General features: G+C 67.3%; 16 protein-coding genes. 3 read left to right on the top strand and 13 right to left on the bottom strand.

Annotated features, from left to right (window positions below):
• Positions 1 to 21: 21 nt before the first annotated feature.
• The 9 genes from SR870_RS02315 to SR870_RS02275 form a co-directional block, all read right to left on the bottom strand.
• Positions 22 to 1,197: a phage portal protein gene (locus SR870_RS02315; protein ID WP_322516438.1), complete on the bottom strand. Its 1,176-nt coding sequence runs from the start codon at positions 1,195 to 1,197 to the stop codon at positions 22 to 24.
• Between the two features lie 196 nt (positions 1,198 to 1,393).
• The gene (locus SR870_RS02310) at positions 1,394 to 2,665 is read right to left on the bottom strand and encodes a DNA-packaging protein (RefSeq protein ID WP_322518387.1); all 1,272 of its coding nucleotides are present in this window, start codon (positions 2,663 to 2,665) and stop codon (positions 1,394 to 1,396) included.
• The gene (locus tag SR870_RS02305; RefSeq protein ID WP_322516437.1) at positions 2,658 to 3,611 is read right to left on the bottom strand and encodes a hypothetical protein; all 954 of its coding nucleotides are present in this window, start codon (positions 3,609 to 3,611) and stop codon (positions 2,658 to 2,660) included. The genes SR870_RS02310 and SR870_RS02305 overlap by 8 nt, the downstream gene beginning before the upstream one ends.
• A gap of 120 nt (positions 3,612 to 3,731) precedes the next feature.
• Positions 3,732 to 5,411, bottom strand: coding sequence for a PAS domain-containing methyl-accepting chemotaxis protein (locus tag SR870_RS02300; protein WP_322516436.1), 1,680 nt, complete (start codon positions 5,409 to 5,411; stop codon positions 3,732 to 3,734).
• A 285-nt stretch (positions 5,412 to 5,696) separates the two neighbouring features.
• Complete coding sequence (locus SR870_RS02295) at positions 5,697 to 5,852, bottom strand: hypothetical protein (protein ID WP_198135124.1); 156 nt, start codon at positions 5,850 to 5,852, stop codon at positions 5,697 to 5,699.
• Between the two features lie 438 nt (positions 5,853 to 6,290).
• Positions 6,291 to 6,425 carry a twin-arginine translocation pathway signal protein gene (locus SR870_RS02290; RefSeq protein ID WP_322516435.1) on the bottom strand — a complete coding sequence of 45 codons (135 nt, stop codon included), beginning with the start codon at positions 6,423 to 6,425 and terminating at the stop codon, positions 6,291 to 6,293.
• A 142-nt stretch (positions 6,426 to 6,567) separates the two neighbouring features.
• Positions 6,568 to 6,732: a Flp family type IVb pilin gene (locus tag SR870_RS02285; RefSeq protein ID WP_322516434.1), complete on the bottom strand. Its 165-nt coding sequence runs from the start codon at positions 6,730 to 6,732 to the stop codon at positions 6,568 to 6,570.
• Positions 6,733 to 6,972: 240 nt separating this feature from the next.
• A complete protein-coding gene (locus SR870_RS02280; RefSeq protein WP_322516433.1) occupies positions 6,973 to 8,370 on the bottom strand; it encodes a TAXI family TRAP transporter solute-binding subunit in 1,398 nt (465 codons plus the stop codon).
• A gap of 182 nt (positions 8,371 to 8,552) precedes the next feature.
• Entirely contained in the window at positions 8,553 to 10,148 is a 1,596-nt protein-coding gene (locus SR870_RS02275) for an MDR family MFS transporter (protein ID WP_322516432.1), read from the bottom strand.
• 340 nt (positions 10,149 to 10,488) lie between these two features.
• Here SR870_RS02275 and SR870_RS02270 point away from each other — a divergent pair, with 340 nt between their 5' ends.
• Entirely contained in the window at positions 10,489 to 11,556 is a 1,068-nt protein-coding gene (locus SR870_RS02270) for a linear amide C-N hydrolase (RefSeq protein WP_322516431.1), read from the top strand.
• A 60-nt stretch (positions 11,557 to 11,616) separates the two neighbouring features.
• On the opposite strand, the gene SR870_RS02265 is transcribed toward SR870_RS02270, so the two are convergent.
• The 3 genes from SR870_RS02265 to SR870_RS02255 are packed head-to-tail and all read right to left on the bottom strand — an operon-like array spanning position 11,617 to position 12,494.
• Entirely contained in the window at positions 11,617 to 11,913 is a 297-nt protein-coding gene (locus tag SR870_RS02265; RefSeq protein WP_322518386.1) for an addiction module antidote protein, read from the bottom strand.
• Between the two features lie 37 nt (positions 11,914 to 11,950).
• Positions 11,951 to 12,250: a BrnA antitoxin family protein gene (locus tag SR870_RS02260; protein WP_322516430.1), complete on the bottom strand. Its 300-nt coding sequence runs from the start codon at positions 12,248 to 12,250 to the stop codon at positions 11,951 to 11,953.
• Positions 12,243 to 12,494 carry a BrnT family toxin gene (locus SR870_RS02255; RefSeq protein ID WP_322516429.1) on the bottom strand — a complete coding sequence of 84 codons (252 nt, stop codon included), beginning with the start codon at positions 12,492 to 12,494 and terminating at the stop codon, positions 12,243 to 12,245. The genes SR870_RS02260 and SR870_RS02255 overlap by 8 nt, the downstream gene beginning before the upstream one ends.
• A 910-nt stretch (positions 12,495 to 13,404) precedes the next feature.
• Here SR870_RS02255 and SR870_RS02250 point away from each other — a divergent pair.
• A complete protein-coding gene (locus tag SR870_RS02250; RefSeq protein WP_322516428.1) occupies positions 13,405 to 13,926 on the top strand; it encodes a hypothetical protein in 522 nt (173 codons plus the stop codon).
• Positions 13,927 to 13,955: 29 nt separating this feature from the next.
• Here SR870_RS02250 and SR870_RS02245 read toward each other — a convergent pair whose 3' ends face one another.
• Positions 13,956 to 15,287, bottom strand: coding sequence for a caspase family protein (locus SR870_RS02245; RefSeq protein ID WP_322516427.1), 1,332 nt, complete (start codon positions 15,285 to 15,287; stop codon positions 13,956 to 13,958).
• Positions 15,288 to 15,699: 412 nt separating this feature from the next.
• Between SR870_RS02245 and SR870_RS02240 the strand changes: the two genes are divergently transcribed.
• Positions 15,700 to 18,015: a TonB-dependent siderophore receptor gene (locus SR870_RS02240; RefSeq protein WP_322516426.1), complete on the top strand. Its 2,316-nt coding sequence runs from the start codon at positions 15,700 to 15,702 to the stop codon at positions 18,013 to 18,015.
• The last annotated feature ends 180 nt before the right edge of the window (positions 18,016 to 18,195 follow it).

Below are 18,195 nucleotides of genomic sequence, written 5' to 3'. Positions count from 1 at the left end.
CTCAGCCTTCCGGCCCCGCCCTCACCCCAGCCGGTCGCCGCCGTCGAGCGGGGCGTAGCCGACGGCTTCGCGTTTCTCGTTGAGCGTCAGGAACGGCGCGGCGCTGACGCGCTCCCACAGCGCGACGCGGTCGCTCGACAGCGCGTCGATGCGGTCGGTGTCGATCACGAGGCGGATGCCGTCGCCGAATTGCGGCGCCAGCCATTGCGCCAGCGCGTTGCCGATCCGCGTCGCCAGCGGCAGCACGCTCTGGCGGACGAAGCTGCGGTTGGCCTCCTGATAGTTGGCGAAGGTGTTGTCGCCCGGAATGCCGAGCAGCATCGGCGGCACGCCGAAGGCGAGCGCGATCTCGCGCGCGGCGGCGTGCTTGGCTTCGAGGAAGTCCATGTCCTTCGGCGACAGCGCCATCGGCCGCCAGTCGAGCCCGCCTTCGAGCAGCAGCGGCCGGCCGGCATTGGCGGCGCCCTCGTAAGTGGTCTCCAACTCGCGCTTCAGCCGCGCGAACTGATCCTCGCTCAGCACCCCGCCTTCCGGCCCGGCATACATCAGCGCGCCGGAGGGCCGCGCCGAATTGTCCAAGAGCGCCTTGTTCCAGCGCGCCGCGGCGTTGTGCGTATCGACCGCGACCGCGGCGGCCTCGAGCGGCGCGAGGCCGTAATGATCGTCGAGCGGATGAAAGAACGTCAGATGCAGGATCGGCGGCAGCGGCGCGGCGTGCTGATCGAACCGCACGCTTCGGCCGCCGACCGCGTAGTCATAGGCCTCGGCCCAGCCGTCCGGCCCGGGCACGACTTTCATCCGGTCCGGCCGCAGCGCATAGAGTTCGTGCACCGCGTCGCCGAGCGCGACCGCTTCGAGATACGCGTTGCCCGCCAGCAGCAGATGCGCCACCAGCGTTTCCAACAGCGCGGCGCCGTCCTGCCGCGGATTCGGCCGCGCGATCAGTTGCGCCAGCGGATGCGCCTCCTTCTCCTGCGCGCCGTCGAACACCAAAAACGTGCACGCCGCCGCGTTCTCGGCGATCAGCCGGACGCAGCGATGCACCACCGCGTTGGACACGTATCCCTGCCGCGCCAGGCCCGAATAGTCCCGCGGCGTCCACCGCGCCACGCCCCCGGATTCGAACGCCAGCAATTTCGCGGTGCGCGACGCCTTCACTTCGGGCGGCGCAAGAAAGGCCTTGAGACGATCGAGCATGATGGATTTCCGCTTCCGATTTTCCGAACTACGTTTCAGTTCGATGCGTGCCCCGGACGCGCTGCGGCGCGCAGCGCCGCTGCGCAGATCCGGGGCCCCGGTTTTGTTCAGGCACGCGCACCCAACCGGGGTCCCGCATCTGCGATGCACCGCTGCGCGTTGCACCGCGTGCGGGACACGGGCTGAAAACTCGTCTTCACAACACCCGCACCCGCGGTTCGGCGGCGCGCGGCGCCAGCGCCAGATTGGTCACCGCCCACACCAGCGCGTCGACGCGGTCCGGCGAGCGGCCGGTTGATAGTCCCGTCGTGCCGAAATCGCACATCTCGTCTTCGAGCGCGGCGAAGCCGCCGACGTGCTTGACGCGGCCCTGCGCGTACAGCGTCGCGACCGGTTCGGCGCGCAGCCATTTGCCGCGGAAGGCGCGCACCGGCGTCACCGGCGCGCCGGCGTCGATTTCGTGGATCACCGCTTTCACCATGTCGCCGCCCTGGTTGATCTCGACCACCAGCGCGTCGGCGTCGAGCCTTCGCCACAGCGCGATCGCCTTGCTGGCCCACAGCGTCGGCGTCGCCGCCGCGACGCTGTCGTCGGCGAGCACATAGGTGACGCCGTTCTCGGCGATGCCGGCGGCGACGATGCCGCAGGAATCCGCGCGCTTGCCCGACGACGCCGGCGGATCGACCGCGACGACGAGACGCCGCAGCGGCGGCGCCTCGGTGACGCGGCAGGATTCGATCAGCGCGCGCGACCACAGCGCGTCGGGCCTATCCTCGATCAGTTCGCCGTCGAGTTCCTGCCGCCCGAGCCTTGTGCCGGCATAGCGCGCCATCACGCCCTCGAGGAACGTCGGTGCCAGATTCAGCGCGTTGGCGCGGGTCGGCGCGTGCGTCGTCACCGCCGATCGATCGCTAAGTAATCGTTTCAGCAGCGCGGTCGGTCGCGGCGTGGTGGTGATCAGTTGGCGCGGCTGCGAGCCCAGCCGCAGCCCGAATTGCAGCATGTCGAACGCGTCCTGCGCGTAGCGCCATTTCGCCATCTCGTCCGACCAGGCGCAGGAGAATTGCGGCCCGCGCAGGCTCTCGGGATCGTCGGCGGAGAACGCCTGCGCCACCGCGCCGTTGCTCCATTCCAATCTCTTCCGCGACGGCTGCCAGATCGGGCGCTGATCCGGCGGATGCACCGCCAGCAATCCCGATACGCCCTCGATCATCACTTCGCGGACGTCGTGCTCGGTCTCGCCGACCAGCGCGATCCGCGCCACCGGCTCACGCGCGAACGGAGCCAGCCCGAGCGCCTGGCAGCGGATCCATTCGGCGCCGCCGCGGGTCTTGCCGGCGCCGCGGCCGCCGATCAGCAGCCAGGTCAGCCACGGCGCGCCGTTCGGCGCCAGCTCCGGCGGGCGCTGGTGATCGTGCGCGAACACGTCCCATTGCGCGTCGAGGAAGGCGAGTTCGGCCTCACTCATCCCCTGCAGCAGGTAGTTGCGCTCCGCCATCGACCAACTGCTCCAGTCGTCGCGAAAGCGCGCGCCTGAGCTCGTCGAGGTCTCGGGGAATGGCGTCGTCATCGCGCGAACTCCTGCGCTGCTCGTCGTTGCGCAGCGTGCGTAGCGCGGCGAGTGTTCGGGCGAGCGATGCCAGCGTGCGGGCGCGGCGCTCGGCCTCGGTGCGCTGCCCGGGCTTGATGTGGTTGCCGCCGACGATCACTTCGATGCGCTCGATCTCGCGCTCGGCGGCGCGGCCGACGCGGTCGATCAGCGGCAGGCCGCCGAGCGGCGGCGGATCGTTGCAGCGATCGACCGCGGTCCGGGTGACGCCGCTCGGCCCGCGGCGGCGCGGCGTCGGCGCTTCCGTTCCGTCGTAGTCGGCGACGTCCGCGGCCGGCACGGACCCCGCGGCGTCCGCTTCCTCGACGCCGGTCCTGACGACGACCTTCTTGGCGGCGGCTTTCTTGACGACGACCTTCTCGGCGTCGACCTTCTTGGCGACAGTCGTCGCCGCCGCGGTTTTTTTGGCGATCCTTGATCCCACCGCCTCGGCGGCGCTCGTCTTGGCAGCGCTTGTCTTGGCGGCGGTCTTCTTGGCAGCGGTCTTCTTGGCAGCGGTCTTCTTGGCAGCGGTCTTCTTCACAACCACCTTCTTTTTCGCCGCGGCGACGTCGTCGGCAGTCACGGCAGCCGCCGCGCGTTTCGCCGCCGGCGTCTTCGTCGTGCGTCTGGTCGCGGCGCGCTCCAGCATCCGCTTCACCCGGGCCGCGCCGTCGGTGTCGGACGGGTCGATCCGGATGGGCGCGTCGACCTTGCGGGTCGTCGCCTTGATGGTGGCGAGCCGGGCGGCGGGCGCGTTGCGCGGCGCGCGCACGGCGGATCGCGCCGCCGGCTTGGTCGCCGGCGCGCGTGGACGGATGGCCATGGGCGCAGCCCTCGGTTCGGGGACGTCGGCGCGGCGACGTTCAGCCGCGAGACGAACAGCGGGCCGCGCGGCGCGAACGATGCGCGCCGCCGGCCCGTCGGTCGAATGTCGATGAATCGATCAGCCGGCTGCGATGCTGGCGGCCTCGGCGGCGGCGCGTTGCATGCTGGTCGACATTTCGCTGGTCACCGTGCTCTGCTCCTCGACCGCCACGGCGGTCGACGTCACGTATTCGCTGACATGGTTGATCGCTTCCTTGATCGCGTTCAGCGCGCCGGCGACGTCGCCCGAAATGGTGTTGAGGCTGCCGATTTCCTCGCCGATCTTGTCGGTGGCCTGCTTGGCCTGGTTGGCGAGGTTCTTGACCTCGGCGGCGACCACGGCGAAGCCGCGGCCGGCCTCTCCGGCCCGCGCCGATTCGATCGTGGCGTTGAGCGCGAGCAGATTGATCTGCCCGGTGATGTTGTTGATCAGTTCGACGATGCCGCTCATCGCCTGCGCCGCACTGGTGAGACGCTGCGCCTGGGCGTCGGCATTCGCCACGCGTTCGACGGCGCCGGCCGCGGTCTCGCGCGACTTGGTCATCGTCGCGGAGATTTCGCGCACCGACGCGTTGAGTTCCTCGGCGCCGGCGGCGACGGTTTCCATCATGCTGCGCACGCGCTCATTGCCCATCCGGGCGAGCACCTGCTGGGTGACGTCGGTGGCGTATTTCACCACCTTGAACGGCCGGCCGTTGAGATCGAGGATCGGGTTGTAGGAGGCCTGGATGTAGACTTCGCGGCCGCCCTTGCCGATCCGCTTGTATTCCGCCGCCTGATACTGGCCGCGGCCGAGCGACGCCCAGAATTCGCGATAGGCGCCGCCCTCGCGCTCGTGCGGTTCGACGAACAGGCTGTGGTGCTTGCCCCTGATCTCGGCCAGCGTATAGCCGAGCGCGTTCAGGAAATTGTCGTTGGCGTTGATGATGGTGCCGTCCATATTGAACTCGATGACAGCCTGCGACTTGCCGATCGCCTCGATCTGCCCCGCGAGATCCGCGTTCTTCAGCTTCTGCTCGGTGACGTCGGTGGCGAATTTCACCACTTTGGCGGGTTTGCCCTTCTCGTCGAGGATCGGATTGTAGGACGCCTGAATCCAGACTTCCTTGCCGCCCTTGCCGATCCGCTTGTATTCGGCGGCCTGGAATTCGCCGCGGTTCAGCGCCGCCCAGAACTCGCGATAGGCGGGCGTGCCGCGCATCGACGGCTCGACGAACATGCTGTGGTGCTTGCCCTGGATCTCGGCCAGCGCGTAGCCGAGAGTCCTCAGGAAATTCTCGTTGGCGGTTCGGATCGTGCCGTCCATGTTGAATTCGATCACCGCCTGCGACTTGCCGATCGCTTCGACCTGCCCGGCGAAATCGACGTTCTGCAGGCGGATCGCGGCGTCGGCCCATTCGACCACGACGCCGGCGCGGCTGCCGTCGGCATTGTTCAGCGGCGTCGCCACCAGATCGAAACTCCGCGGACCGACCTTGATGGTGGCGCGATGCACCGAGCTGAGGCTCTTCAGCATCTGCCGCTGATGGCTCGGGTTCTTGTGGAAGCCGTCGATATTGGTGCCGACCAGCGTGTCGACGTTGAAGTTGGGCATTTCCTTCTTCATGTCGGATTCGGCTTCGCGCAACAGCGACGTCACCGCATCGTTCATGTAGACGATGTCGAGATTGGCGTCCGACACCATGATGTTGGCTCGGACCGCCTTGGCCGCCATCAGCGCCAATGCGTCGGGGCTGTTCTTCGATCGGCGGCCGAACATTCGAATCTCCTCGCTCAGATCGCGACGATAGACTGATCATCGGTCTTATGAGCGAGACATCGGAACAATTACTTAATAGTCATCTTCGTGCAACTACGAGCCCGATCAGCTGCGGACGTCGCGTTCGCGGCAACTGTCGCATGAGACATCCCTATGCGACGATGTGGCGATAATCGCGCTGTTTCTTGCACGCGCGCGATCAGTTCGATTGCACCATCCGCCTGTTTGCTACCTTGCTGATACATCCGGATGCTGCACGAATGACCGCGCAGCGTACACAGCTACTCAGACTCTGAACCAGACGAACCAGATCACACCGAGAATCAGGATGGCTAAACCGGTGCTCGCCAACAGAAGCGCCAGCATGGACGGCCCGCGCTCGCCCTGCCTCGCTTCGGTTGCTGTCGTGGTTTCGACATGCCCCGGATCCTTGCCTGCCATCGATCGCCTCCTGCTGGTCGCCCGATACCGTGAACGGCATCTCAGAGCGCCAACGCGCGACCATCTGCGATGTTCCGGGTGGCGCTCCGCCGTTTGCCGCTGCGGGCGAGTCAGCACGATCCCGGCTGTCGAGATGATCGTAGCGTCACGGACGGGGTCGGAGGGGCGACGGCTGCGAAGTGCGGCGGCCGGCGCCTCGTCCCGCGAACCCAATTGTGGAGCATGGCCGAACCCTACTGCAGCAGCGTCACGCTGTCAAGGACTATTTTCCTGCGATGGATTCCGAGCAGGCGATGACGCCGACGCGTGCCGACCGGCCGCGGCCCGGCACGCTTTCCGGCGTCGCGGGTGTCGTTTCGCCGGAAGACTTCGCGGGAAGACACGAGTCGAGACGTGAAGCTGGAGGTCCCGGTTCTGCTGCCCCAACCGGGATCGGCGCTACCCGAACAGCAGCACCATCAGTCCGATCACCGGCGCCAGCAGCAGCATGATCGCGGCGATAGCCAGGGCGGCCATGATGTCGCGCACGGTCTGCCGGCCGAACGGGCCGGGGTGGAGTTCGATCTGCTGCATGGTGCCCCCGCACATTTCTCGTTTGCGGGTGCGGTGATAGCCGGGGGGGTCTGAAAATTTCCGCCGCGATATGCCCGGAATTGCGGGCCCGATCGTCAGCGCTGTTTAACCATTCCCGGCCGATCGCCGCGCCGATGCGCGGTCATTTGAGCGAGGTGTTCACGGAGGAGTAGCTGGTGTTGAGCTTGGCGCCGAGTCCGTTGACCGTGACGAGGATCACGATGCTGAGGCCGGCCGCGATCAGCGCATATTCGATGGCGGTGGCGGCGGAAGTGTCGGAAGTGAATCGGGAAATCAGGCGTCGCACCGTCGTCTCCTGTCATGCGCCCAGGCTCGGGCTTCGCGGTTTCTTCCGCGCCGGGTCCGCCCAAATTAGAGCGCAATGATTACCGGAGCATTGACGGGTTCCATGCCGGAACCAACCCGGAAACCCGGGAACAGCCCCAGCTACGCGGCGCTTGGCTCCGATGGCGCTACGCGCCGCTGGATAAGATGGCGCTACGCGCCGCTGGCTCGGATGGCGCTACGCGCCGCTGCTCAGATAGCGCTACGCGCCCGGGGCTCCGATGGCGTCAGGATGCGCCGGCGCGATCCCGCCGCTGGGCATCGTCAGCGTTTTCCGCCGGTCGGTCACGGCGTGATGGAACTGCTCGAGCACCAGGTTGAACGGCGCCAGATCGTCGATCGCGCCGTCGTCGTAGCAGTCCAGCATGTCGCGCAGGATGCGATCGATCTCGTGCTGCATGGCGTCGAGCTCGTCGAGCGAAGGCGCCTTGCGCGCTTTTGCGACCAGCGCGAGCGCGCGGTCGCGCATCCTTGCGCCGGAGGCGCGCTCATCGCGGGTGACGTAGGAGCGGAACCACGCCCCGGCCGATCCGAGGCCGGAGAGCAGCACGACCAGCCCCCAGATGTAGTCGCTGTTGCGCTCCATGAAGGTGCGCTCGGTGCCGTCGATGAACGCGGCGGCGCCGCTGTGCGCCGGCACCGCCGCGGCCTTGTCGGTGTCGGGCGCCTCGATCTTGCCGGCGATCGGCAACTCGCGCGCGAGCTGCTGCCGCGCGGCGAAGATCTGCCGGGTGAGCTGCGCGATCTCGACGCTCGACAACGCGCGCTTGGCGACGATCAGGTGGTTGACGCTGACGGTGTCGACCTTGTCCTCGGGCCGCGCCGGCGCGCTCGAGAAGGTGCTGCCGGGAATCTCCTCGGAATCGTAGATCGGATACTTCTTGGAGATCGAATCCGCGACGTCGACCGGCAGGAAGCGCGGCTCGCCGCGCGCCTTTGCGGTGGCGGCGATCGCCTCCGCCGTGGTCTTGCTGTCGAGCGGCCCGACCGCGAGATAAGCGGAAAGCGACTCGTCGCGCGCCATCTCGGCGATCGCCGAGGTGGCGAATTGTTCGGTCTGGACCCTGTCGGGCGCGACGCCCGATTCGGCCAGGATGACGTGCAGCAGCTTGATGTTGGCCGGCGTCCGCCCGACCACCCCGACCTTGCGGCCGGCGAGATCGGCGATGCTCTTCACGGTGCCGGCCTTCTTGCCTTTGCCGGGCACCGACCACAGCGTCACCACGTTCTTGCGCAGGATCGCGACCGCCTGGGCGTCGGCCGGCAGGTCGAGATCGCCGCGGGTGACGGCGAGATCGGCCTGCCCTTTGCTCCAGGCGGCGAGGCTCGGCGTCGCGCCGTCGGTGATCACCGGAGTCAGCCGCACCGCGCTGCGGTCGCGCGCGAAGCTCTGCGCCAGTGCCTGGATCAGCTTGAGGTCGTCGCTGCCCGGCGGCCCCACCGCGATCCGCAGCGTCACCGGCCGCACCTGATAGGCCACCACGCCCAGCGCCCCGACGCCGAGCAGCACCACGGTCAGCACCGTCGCCAGCCGCAGTCGCGTACGATTGCGCTGCCGCCGCTTGCGCAGCGACTCGCCGCTGCCGTCAGGCGAAGCCATCACCGCCGCCTCTCGTCGTCATTCCGTCCACGCCGTTCGTCCAGCTTGGCTGCGCCCCGCGCCATTGTCGAGCGCCCTGCGGCGCCCGCAAGGCGGTTCTGCGGCAGACTACTCGCTTTTCGAACACGGGTATCGAAATTCCGCTGAGCGGAGCCGAGGGCGGTGGCTGCGCCCGGCCGTCCCTACTCGGCCATCTCCAGCGGCGGCGGCGAGGTCTGCTCCGGGCCGGCGAGCGTGCGCTCTTCCATGATGGCGACGCAGATCGCCGAGGCGGCCAGCATCGCGGCGGCCGCAGCGAACACCCAGCGGAACGCCGCCACCATGTCGGCGGAAGCGACCGCGCCGATCGCGTGGCGATGCTCGGCGCCGCCGAGCTGGATCTCGCCGCCGAACGCGATCAGCAGCACCGCGGTGAACGCCGCCACGGTGAACGACGCCATCAGCGCGCGGAAGAAGTTCATCGCGCCGGTGGCGGTGCCGATCTGCGGCCGCGCCACGGCATTCTGGATCGACACCACGGTGACCGGAAACACCGTGCCGAGCCCGATCGAGAACAGCGACAGCAGTGCGAGAAACAGCCACAGCGGCAGCGGCGTCGTCACCGCGATCGCCGCCGCCATCAGCGCCGAAAAGCCGGTGCCGAGGATCGCGATCCGCTTGTAGCGCTCGACCTTCACCATCGCCCGGCCGGTGAACGCAGCGCCCAGCACCGACACCGCGGCGATCGGGATCAGCGCCAGGCCGGACTGGCTCGCGGTCAGATGATACACGGCTTCGTAGTACAGCGGCATGTGCACCGTCAGCCCGATCATCGCGCCCATCGCGAAGCCGCCCGCCGCCATCGCCCACGGCACCACCGTGCCGCCCATCAGTTGCAGTGGCAGGAACGGCTCGGGCGCCCGCAGCGCGTGCCAGACGAAGCACACCGCCAGCAACACCGCGCCGCCGCTCAGCGCCAGGATCGTCGGCGACAGCCACGAGAACCGCGTGCCGCCCCAGGTCAGCGCCAGCATCACCGCCATGGCCGACGCCATCAGCAACACGCCGCCCAGCCAGTCGACCTTGCGGCGGCGGTGATACACGGGAATCTTCGCCATCTTCGGCAGCAGCAGCGCCAGCGCGCCGGCCGCCAGCGGCACGTTGATCCAGAAGATCATCGACCAGTGCAGATGCTCGGCGAAGGCGCCGCCGAGGATCGGCCCGCCGATCCCGGCCGAGACCCAGACGCCGGAGAAATACGCCTGATACTGGCCGCGTTCGCGCGGCGTCACCACGTCGGAAATCACCGTCTGCACGATCGGCATGATGCCGCCGCCGCCCAGCCCCTGCAGCGCGCGGCCGAGGATCAGCACCAGCAGGCTCGGCGCCAGCGCGCACATCACTGAACCGGCGATGAACAGGCTGATCGAAGCGATGATCGTGGCGCGGCGGCCGTAGATGTCGGCGAGGCTGCCGAACACCGGCGCCACCGCGGTCGACGACAAGAGATAGGCGGTGATCACCCAGGACAGATTCTCGACGTCGCCGAACTGCCGCCCGATCGTCGGCAACGCGGTGGCGACGATGGTCTGGTCGAGCGCGGCGAGGAACATCGCCAGCAGCAGGCTCATCAGGATGGCGCGGACTTCGCCCTGCGACAGCGTATTCGCCGGCGCCAGCGGCGGCGCGTCGCCGAGATCGATCACTTCGGTGGGAATCTGCGAAAGTTCCGCCGCCGCTTCGTCGGACAACAGATGCCGGCCGGCCGGCTCGCGGCGGCGGTGTTCGGACATGCTCATGCGGGCACGGAATCTCGTCGGGCTGACATCGGGGGAAATCGCTGTTGAACCTCAATAGCGTATCAAATCCTTCGGAGACAGCGGCTTCGGCGCATGGGTGGTTCACGCATACCGGGGGCGGACGGCGCGGCGACGTTCCTCTGCGCCTCCCGCACCGCGGGATACTCGCCGCAGATCGCATCGACGTTTCATCAACTATGAGTCGTCCGACACATTGATTTGTTGCACTGTCGTGCCACGCTCGCCGCGGCGATCCAGCCGTATTGAACGATCGGATTTACACCGAGCCGGGTTCGGCCAGCGCGGCCGGACAACAGATCCAACCATCGGAGCCACAGCCATGATCGCATCCAGGCGTCGTTTCGTGACCGTCTCCATCGCCGCACTCGTCGTCGGCGGCGCGCTGCTCGCGCCGGCGGCGCAGGCCTGCACCCGCCTGGTCTATCTCGGCGCCGGCGATCAGGTGATCACCGCGCGCTCGATGGACTGGGCGCGCGACATCGGCACCAATCTGTGGATCTTCCCGCGCGGCATCAAGCGCTCCGGCGAGGCCGGGCCGAATTCGGCGCAATGGACCGCGCGCTACGGCAGCGTGATCGCCTCGGCCTACGACATCGCGACCTCCGACGGCGTCAACGAGGCCGGCCTCGTGGCCAACGTGCTGTGGCTTGCGGAATCGACCTATCCGAAGCTCGACGGCGGCAGACCCGGCCTCGCGCTGTCGCTGTGGCCGCAATACGTGCTCGACAATTTCGCGACCGTGCAGGAGGCCGTCGCGGCGCTGGCGAAGGAGCCGTTCACCGTCGTCACCGCGCAACTCCCCGACGAGAACCGGCTGGCGACCGTGCACCTGTCGCTGTCGGACAAAAGCGGCGACAGCGCCATCATCGAATATATCGACGGCAAGCAGGTGATTCATCACGGCCGGCAGTATCAGGTGATGACCAATTCGCCGACCTTCGATCAGCAGCTCGCGCTCAACGCCTATTGGAAGCAGATCGGCGGAACCGTGATGCTGCCCGGCACCAACCGCGCCGCCGACCGCTTCGCCCGCGCCTCGTTCTATGTCGATGCGATCCCGAAAGCGGAGAATCCGGTCGAAGCCATCGCCAGCGTGTTCGGCGTGATCCGCAACGCCTCGGTGCCCTACGGCATCACCACGCCCGACCAGCCCAACATCTCCTCGACGCGCTGGCGCACCGTGGTCGACCACAAACGCAAATTGTACTTCTTCGAATCCGCGCTGACCCCGAACGTGTTCTGGGTCGACCTGACCAAAATCGATTTTTCCGCCGACAAGGGCGCGGTGCAAAAGCTCGACCTCGGCCCCGGCCAGAGCAACACCTTCTCGGGCGAAGTCCACGACCGCTTCAAACCGAGCGAGCCGTTCAAGTTTCTCGGGCTGTGAGGCGGGCGGGACGGTCATTGCAGCGGCGGCGCTCGCATCGCCGCGAATCGTCGCCGCGAACTAAGCCCCGGCCGGTTCGATAGGCTCGGCGACCAGCTTGACGCCGAGCGATCCCATCACCTTGCGCACTGTTTCGAACTCCGGCTTCGCCGTATCCTTGAATGTCCTGTAGAGGCTCTCGCGCGACAGGCCGGTGGCCTTGGCGATGCTGCCGATCCCTTTGGCGCGGGCAGCCGTGTCGAGCGCCGAGCAGATATAGGCCGCATCGTCGGTCTCGAATGCTTCCGTCAGATAAGCGGCGATGGCTTCCGGCGTCTTCAGATAGTCAGCCGCATCGAATTTGGAGACTTTCACCAGTTGGTTCCTTTCCTGCGAGCGGATACTCCATTGAAAGCTACTTGATCTTGTTGATCCGCCGCAGGTCCGCGTCGATGCGCGATTGCCAGCCGTCGCCGCCGGCCTTGTATTTGTCGATCACTTCGCGCGACAGCCGCAGCGACACCAGCTTCTTGGTCGGCGCCTTGTTCGGCCCGCGCCCGCGCCTGATCGAGGCCGCGAGGTCGGGCAGGACTTCGGCGAACGGACGCAACGCCGCAATCTGCTCGTCGGTCAGTTCGGGACTGTCGGCGTCGTCCCAATCCTGCTTGGTGTAACCCCGGCCAGGCTGGAAGGTTTTCAACGTCTTCTTAGCCATCGATCCCTCTCCTTTCCTTCCGGCTTGCGGGGCGCATGCTGATCACACTGACGGCTTCGGTGCCGAGCTCGACGAAAACGACGACGATGACGCCGCTTCGCAACCGTCCCACCGCAATCAATCTCCCCAGCTTCGCCGGAGCGATCGCCGATCGCTCGAAGAAAGTTTCATCCAGATCCGCGAAGTCCATCCCATGACGCTCGAGATTGACGACGCGCTTGTGCTCGTCCCACAGGATTTTCATGGCAATATATCGTATCTACAAAATAATCGCGAGAGGAAACGGCCGACAGCTCAGCATGGCCCGACCCGGTGCGGCCGCCAACATCAGCCCGGCACCTTTCCGCTCGCGCCTTTTCCGGCACGACCGATCCACGATGGCAAAGCGCTTGGTGAAGGCCCACGGCCGACCGGATGGGCGCGCGTGCGCGCGGATCGGTCGAGGCCAGACGGCGCCATGGGCTGACGCGCGTCATAATCAAAAATAAAAAGGCCCGGTCGCCGATCGGCGCCCGGGCCAAGTCTAGGGAGGAAACGCCCCAAGGAAGGGGACCGCGACGCAGCGCGCCGCGGATGCATTGTTTGTCTCACAATCCGCGCGGGTGTTCTATTTGGGATAGTCCCGAGCCGTAGTTTTACGGAGGCGAGTCCCCGACGAGCGCCGCGCCGGAGCCGATATGCGATCCCCCTGCCCGACGACCGTGCGCCACATCACAGTAGCGCAGTTCCAGCGCTGCGTCGGCGCGTGGTTCCGCGTCGCAGCTCGCGTCGTCCCGTTGGATCGGCCGCGGCGGCGCCCGACGTCATGGCGCGTCTTCGCCTTGAACGAGGCGATCGTCGGTCGCCGCTTGCGCGGCGCGTGGACCTGATTGTCGTTGCCCCCCGCGACAGGGTCGTCGACCGGACCGTACTAACAACCTCGATGTCGCGCAGCGCCGCTGCGGCGGCCGGAAAGCGAGCGCCGTCTGTTCTTGACGCGAACGTCGTCGATAGCGACGACGCGGCGCGTTCTTCACGGGTCGCGACCGTACGTCCAGATGCGGCCTCCTGGCACGTCCCAACCGAGGATGCAGGCCTTGACGCGTGGAGCGACAGCGGCGAACCTCGCCGACGAACCGCCACGAACACCCGCGTCACCTGGAAGCCAGCGCATCATGCAAGACGTCGTTCGATTAGTGACGAGAGCCGCCCTGCTAACAGCCGCGTTCGCCATCGCCTGTGTTCCGGGATCGGCAGCCGCGCAATCGGGCAGCGCCGGCGGCAGCATCGGCAACACCGAGAAGTCGCTGTCCGGAACGCGCGCGACGCCGCGGACCGTCGAGCCGGCCAAGCCGGCACGGCGCAGCAAGCCCGCCGCCGAGACGACACGCCCCGCCACACGCAAGAGCAGCGGCAGCGCCGGCGCGGGCGCCGGCGGCAGTTTCGACGGCGCATGGTCGGTGTCGAGCGTCGGCACGCCTTGCGGCGGCGCCACCGAGGCGATCGTCATCACCAGCGGCAGGATCATCGGGCAGTACACGTCCGGACGAGTCTCGCCGAACGGCTCGACCACCGGCGCCGGCTCGGCCAATGGCATCAGTTGGACCAGCTCCGGCCGTTTCTCGGCCCGCAGCGGCTCCGGCTCGTTCCGGCGCTCCGACGGATGCGTCGGCCGCTGGACCGCGTCGAAGCAGTAGCGACAGCCGCGCCGCCGGCGTCAGCGGCGTCAGCGGCCGGAGCCGTCGGCGCACACCGCGCCGATCACGCGGCACGGCTTGCCGGACTTGCCGCAGGCGCTGAGCGCGGCATCTTTCGCCGCCTGGACGCTGTCGCGGTCGACCAGCGACCACGACATCGCCGACACCGCGAAGGCGCCGCAGCGCTTGCCGTAGAAGCTGAGTTCGACCTTGCACGGCGCACCGCCGCATTTCCCGCTTGCATCCGACACCGCGGCTTTGCGCGACGCGTGGTTCCAGGAGATGCCCCACTTCTCGTTGTCGGGGTCGTACACGATCGATCCCCAGGGCCGCAGCTCGTCGCTCTGCCGCAGCCGCGCCAGCACGCCCTCGGTCGCCTCCCCGGTCTGCGGCATCGCCGCCTTCTCCTGGAACTTGGCGATCGCCGTGCGCAGGCCGGCCTTGCCGTCCGGCTCCTCCGGATCGAAATTGCGTTCGTACAGCCGGTCGCGGAGTTCGCGAAGTTCGTCGGCGTCGGTCAGCGGCGCGCGGCCATCGCTGCGGCGCGGGGTCTCGCTCAGTCGCGCCTCCTGCGTCGCAGGTGGCGGCGCGGACGGCAATGCGGGCGCGACGAAATAGAACGTGCCGTCGATCGGCGACGACGACACCCAGGGCTGTTGCGCGCCCGCGGTCGCGCGCATCACCGCGAGGCCGACCTGATTGAAGGTCTGGAACAGATCGAGCCCGGCGCGCTTCACGGTCGCGGCCAGCGCGCGCGTATATGGGCTGTGGCCGTCGCCGCCGTCGAGCGCGACGCTGCCGGGCTGCGTGGCGTAGGAGATCAGCGTGCCGTCGGGCGCGCGCATCTGCGCCAGCCCGCCCTCCGAGGTTCGCAGTCCTCGCGTGCCGAAAGGGTTGTTGCGGCAGGCGTCGAGGATGACGATCTTCAGCCGCGTTCCCGCCCCCTGCATCTGGCGCAGCACGACGTTGACGTCGACCATCTGGAAGTCGACGTCGGCCTCGCGGGTCGGATTGGCATTGACCGGAACCAGATAGTTGGCGCCGCTGATCTGCACGCCGTGGCCGGCATAATAGAACAGCGCGACGTCGGCGCCCTGGATCTGCCGGCCGAAATTCTGCACGGCGGCATCGAGCGACGGCTTGTCGAGATCGAGCTGGGCGCGGCCGCCGACCAGCTTGAAGCCGATGGCACTGAGCGTCCCGGCCATCAGCACCGCGTCGTTCTGCGGATTGTCGAGCCGCGACACGTTCTGATAGCCGGAATTGCCGATCACCAGCGCGACGCGCTTTTCGGCGCGCGCCGGCGACAGCCAGAGCGCGGCCACCACCGCCAGCGCAATTCCGATTGCCCAACGCCCCATGCCGTTTCCACTCAGACTCCCGTGCCGGGAGCCGCAGCTTACCCCGATTTGGTCGGCGCGAGAACAGTGCGTTTTCCAAGCGGCGGAATGCAACGGGGTCGGCGAACCGTCTCCGCTCCCGGCGCACTTCCAAAGTTCTGCGCCTGCGGCGGACCGCCATGCGCCAGCGGCACCTACAGGTCGCCCTTTCGTTTGAACGATTCAAAGACACCCGTCGCACCGGCACGCTCTCGTCTCAGTTCCGGCACGTCAGCAATACCAACACGATAGACGCCACACCGAAATGCACCGATGCCTGCGGCGCGGCTTTCGTTCGAGCAATTCCAAACTACATTCCCGCAGAAGCTTTGTGTTCACATTGATACACGTTGTTCCATTCGATTAGTTCGTCTCTCGCAACTGGGGGCGAATGATGAAAACCGTTAATGCCGGCGCGAATGCCGGTCGTAGACCTGTGCTCAACGCACTATGGCTGAGCAGCGCGTTGATCGTGCCGATCGTTTGGCTTCCGTCTTCCGCGGCCGCACAGGGGGCCAAGCCGGCGGCGACCGAGCTGCCCGCTGTCGAAATCACCGCGCCGCAGGCGGGCCGGCGGCAGGCGCAAGCGCCGCGTGAACGAAGCCGCTCCGCCACCGGGCGCTCGCGCAGGTCCGCGCAGCGTGCGGCGCCAGCGCCGCTGCCTGTGCAGCCGACGCAGCGCGCCGTGTTCGAGCGCGGCACCGATCCGGTGCCCGGCTTCGTGCCGAGCGTCAGCGCCAGCGGCACCAAGACCGACACCAGGCTGATCGAGACGCCGCAATCGATCTCCGTGATCAGCCGCGACAATCTCGATGCGCGCGGCATCGACACCGTCGCGCAGGCGCTGCAATACACCGCCGGCGTCGCGGTGCAGACGTTCGGCGGCGATCCCCGCTACGATCAGGCCCGCATTCGCGGCTTCGAAACCAACGGCTTCTCCAATTTCCGCGACGGCCTGCGCGACACCGCCAACGGCTCGGCCTATTTCTCGGTGTTCCGCAACGAGCCCTACGGCGTGCAGCGCATCGACGTCGTCAAGGGCCCGAGCTCGGTGATGTACGGCCAGAGCCCGCCCGGCGGTCTGATCGATCTGATCAGCAAGCGCCCGACCGACCAGGCGTTCGGCGAGGTGGTCGGCCTGGTCGGCAGCGCCGACCGGCTGCAGGGAGCGTTCGATGTCGGCGGCCCGGTCGACAAGGACAAGACCCTGCTCTATCGGCTGACCGGCGTGCTGCGGGATTCCGACGCGCAGGTCGCGAAGTTCTCCGACAAGATCAAGGACGACCGCGCCTATATCGCGCCGGCGGTGACCTGGCGGCCGACCAACGACACCACCCTGACGATCCTCAGCGACTATCAGCACGACGTCACCGGCATCGCCAGCCCGCTGTCGGTCGCAACCGTCCGCGGCGGCAAGGTCGTCGACATGCGCGCGCTGCCGCTGTTTGTCGGCGATCCATCTTACAACACCTTCGACCAGACCCAGTACCGGATCGGCTATCAGTTCGAGCACCGCTTCAGCGACGATCTGATCGTGCGCTCGCGGGCGCGCTACGGCCACGTCGATATGGAGTATCGTTCCATCACCCTGGCCGGCACCCCGCTCGACACCCAGACGGTGTTTCCACGCAACGCGCGCCGGGTGCTCGAGAACAGCGACAGCTTCGGCACCGACAACCACGTCATCGCCAAGACCTGGACCGGCCCGCTGCAGCACACCGTGCTGATCGGGACCGACTATCAGGCGTTCAAGCTCGAAGGCGAATCGTTCGGCGGCCTGGCGCCGTCGCTCGACGTGCTCAATCCGGTCTACGGCCAGACGGTGGCGATGCCGACGTTCCGGCTGCAGAGCTACAAGCAGAACCTGAACCAGGCCGGCGTCTATCTGCAGGACCAGATCAAGCTGCAGAACTGGATCCTGACGCTCGGCGGCCGCTACGACGCCGCCCAGCAGACCATCCTCAACCGCCTCACCGGCGTGCCGCAGCCCAACGACGACACCGCCTTCACCAAGCGCGCCGGCCTGACCTATCTGTTCGACAACGGCCTCGCGCCGTATGTCAGCTATTCCGAATCGTTCCTGCCGACAGGAGGCGTCGATTTCAACTCCAACGCCTTCAAGCCCACCAAGGGCAAGCAATACGAAGGCGGCATCAAGTTCCAGCCGAACCGCGATCTGCTGTTCACCGCGGCGGTGTTCGACCTCACCCAGGACAACGTGCTGACCGCCGATCCGAACCACCTGAACTACAACATCCAGACCGGCCAGGTGAATTCGCGCGGCCTGGAGCTGGAGATGCTGGCCAGGCCGGTGCCGGGCCTCAATCTTCTGGCGAGCTACACGCTGCAGAACCTGAAGAATACCCAGAGCAACAACGGCGACGTCGGCAAGATGCCGGTGCTGATCCCCCGCAACATGGCCTCGGCCTTCGCCGACTACACGCTGCAGAGCGGACCGCTGGCCGGCTGGGGCTTCGGCGCCGGCTTCCGCTATATCGGCGAGTCCTACATGGACATCCTCAACACGATCACCAACGACGCCTATACGGTGGTCGACGCCGGGCTGCATTATCGCCAGCCGAAGGGCATCAATCTGGCGCTCAACGTCAAGAACATCGCCGACAAGGACAACGCGATGTGCACCGCCACCGGCGGCTGCCAGTACATCGCCCCGCGGGTCATCACCGCGACCGCAAGCTATCGCTGGTGAGGGGAACGCGGGGTCTCGACATCTGGAGCGAGGTCCACACCTGGACCTCGCTCGTCTGCATGCTGTTCACGATGTCGCCGACGCCCAGGCCGATGCGCTGGCGGTGGTGTTATTGGCGCGTCGGCGCAAGGCGATCGGCGCGCGAGGACGGCCGGGTCGGGCCGGCCGCGAATTCCTGAC

The sequence above is a fragment of the Rhodopseudomonas palustris genome (assembly GCF_034479375.1).
In the GTDB taxonomy this organism is placed as follows: Bacteria; Pseudomonadota; Alphaproteobacteria; order Rhizobiales; family Xanthobacteraceae; genus Rhodopseudomonas; species Rhodopseudomonas palustris_M.
The sequence above is the reverse complement of the archived record's forward strand: the minus strand, read 5'-3'. Positions and strand labels throughout refer to the sequence as shown.